This window comes from Cellulomonas septica (assembly GCF_012396155.1).
Classification (GTDB): domain Bacteria; phylum Actinomycetota; class Actinomycetes; order Actinomycetales; family Cellulomonadaceae; genus Cellulomonas; species Cellulomonas septica.
The window spans coordinates 1-1,764 of record NZ_JAAXOY010000714.1 but is presented as its reverse complement, the minus strand read 5'-3'; the positions used below and the strand labels follow the sequence as shown (position 1 = coordinate 1,764).

At 74.4% G+C, this 1,764-nt stretch carries 2 protein-coding genes; one reads left to right on the top strand and one right to left on the bottom strand.

Annotated elements, in window-relative coordinates:
• Positions 1–259: 259 nt before the first annotated feature.
• A complete protein-coding gene (locus HGA02_RS18475; protein WP_168680773.1) occupies positions 260–673 on the bottom strand; it encodes a PaaI family thioesterase in 414 nt (137 codons plus the stop codon).
• Between the two features lie 19 nt (positions 674–692).
• Here HGA02_RS18475 and HGA02_RS18470 point away from each other — a divergent pair.
• Positions 693–1,764 (top strand): 5'-3' exonuclease (locus tag HGA02_RS18470; RefSeq protein ID WP_343035606.1); only part of this gene is annotated, 1,072 nt, incomplete at its 3' end.

The following is a 1,764-nucleotide window of genomic DNA, read 5'->3' as shown; positions in this document are numbered from 1 at the left end:
CGCGTTCTTCCGGACGCTCGGCGGCGCGATCGGCGTGTCCGCGCTCGGCGCCGTGCTGGCCAACCGGGTGGGCGACCTCCGCCCTGCAGCGCCGCCTCGCGCACGACCTCGCGCCCGCCACCCACACGGGCGTGCCGCGCCGCGCGGGATCCCGAGGCATCGAGGACCTCATCGCGCGCCGCCGCCAGGGCCGCATCCGCGCGACCGGGTTCGTCGAGCCCGTGCCCTCCGTCCCGACGCCCCGCGTCGACGCCGCCGCTCAGCGCCGCGCGTCGATCAGCATGCAGGTCACCCTCGCCGTGCAGAGCCGCCGCCCGTCGGCGTCCACGACCACGACCTCGTAGCTCGCGAGGCTCGACCCGAGGTGCAGCGCGGTCGCCGTCCCCGTGACCACGCCCGACCGCGCCGACCGGTGGTGCGTCGCGTTGATCTCGATGCCGACCGCCGCCCGCCCCGCACCCGCGTGCACCTGCGCCGCGTAGGACGCGAGCGTCTCCGCCAGGACCGCCGACGCGCCGCCGTGCAGCAACCCGTACGGCTGTGTGTTCCCCTCGACCGGCATCGCGCCGACCGTGCGGTCCGCCGACAGCTCCAGCACCTCGATCCCCATCCGCTCGAGCAGGGTCCCCGTGGTGGGCGGCATCGCGGCGAGCGCGTCGGTGGTGTCGGACATGGCAGATAGGTTGGCACCCGTGAGCGACGCACAGCCAGCCGCCCTGTCCACGACCGCCCCGGCCGCACCCGCCGGGCCCGCGCGGCTCCTGCTCATCGACGGGCACTCGATGGCCTACCGCGCGTTCTTCGCGCTCCCCGTCGACAAGTTCGCGACCTCCACGGGCGACCCCACCAACGCCGTCTTCGGGTTCACCTCGATGCTCGCCAACCTCCTGCGCGACGAGGAGCCCACGCACGTCGCCGTCGCGTTCGACCTCGGCCGCACGACCTTCCGCACCCAGCAGTACGAGGCCTACAAGGGCAACCGCGACGCCACCCCCGAGCCCTTCCGCGGCCAGGTCGACGTCATCCGCCGCGTGCTCGACACCATGCACATCCCCGTCATCACCAAGCCCGACTACGAGGCCGACGACGTCCTCGCCACGCTCGCCCGGCAAGCCCGCGCGCAGGGCATGCAGGTCCTCGTCATCACCGGCGACCGCGACGCCTTCCAGCTCGTCAACGACGACGTCACCGTCCTCTACCCCGTCAAGGGCGTCTCCGAGCTCGCGCGCATGACCCCCGCCGCCGTCGAGGCCAAGTACGGCGTCCCGCCCGAGCGGTACCCCGACCTCGCCGCCCTCGTCGGCGAGTCCAGCGACAACCTCCCCGGCATCCCCGGCGTCGGCCCCAAGACCGCCGCCAAGTGGATCGGCCAGTTCGACGGCCTCGAGGGCATCCTCGACAACGCCGACAAGGTCACCGGCAAGGCCGGCGAGGCCCTGCGCGACAACCTCGACCAGGTCCGCCTCAACCGGCAGCTCAACCGCCTCGTCGACGACCTCGAGCTCCCCCTCGGCCCCGAGGACCTCGCCGCCCGCCCCTGGGACCGCCACGCGCTCCACACCATCCTCGACGAGCTCGAGTTCCGCACCCTGCGCGACCGCCTCTTCGCGATGCTCCCCGACGAGAGCGAGAAGCCCGCCGCCGTCGCCGCCGCAGCCCTCGACCTCGCCGTCCTCGGCGCCGGCGACCTCGCGGAGTGGCTCGCCGGACGCGCCGACCGGATGCTCGGCCTCGACGTCCGCGGCTCCGGCGCACCCGCCGGCG

What these genes read in the sequence shown, in the direction of transcription:
- HGA02_RS18475 (WP_168680773.1), bottom strand. Translation starts at nt 673, where the DNA reads ATGTCCGACACCACCGACGCGCTCGCCGCGATGCCGCCCACCACGGGG.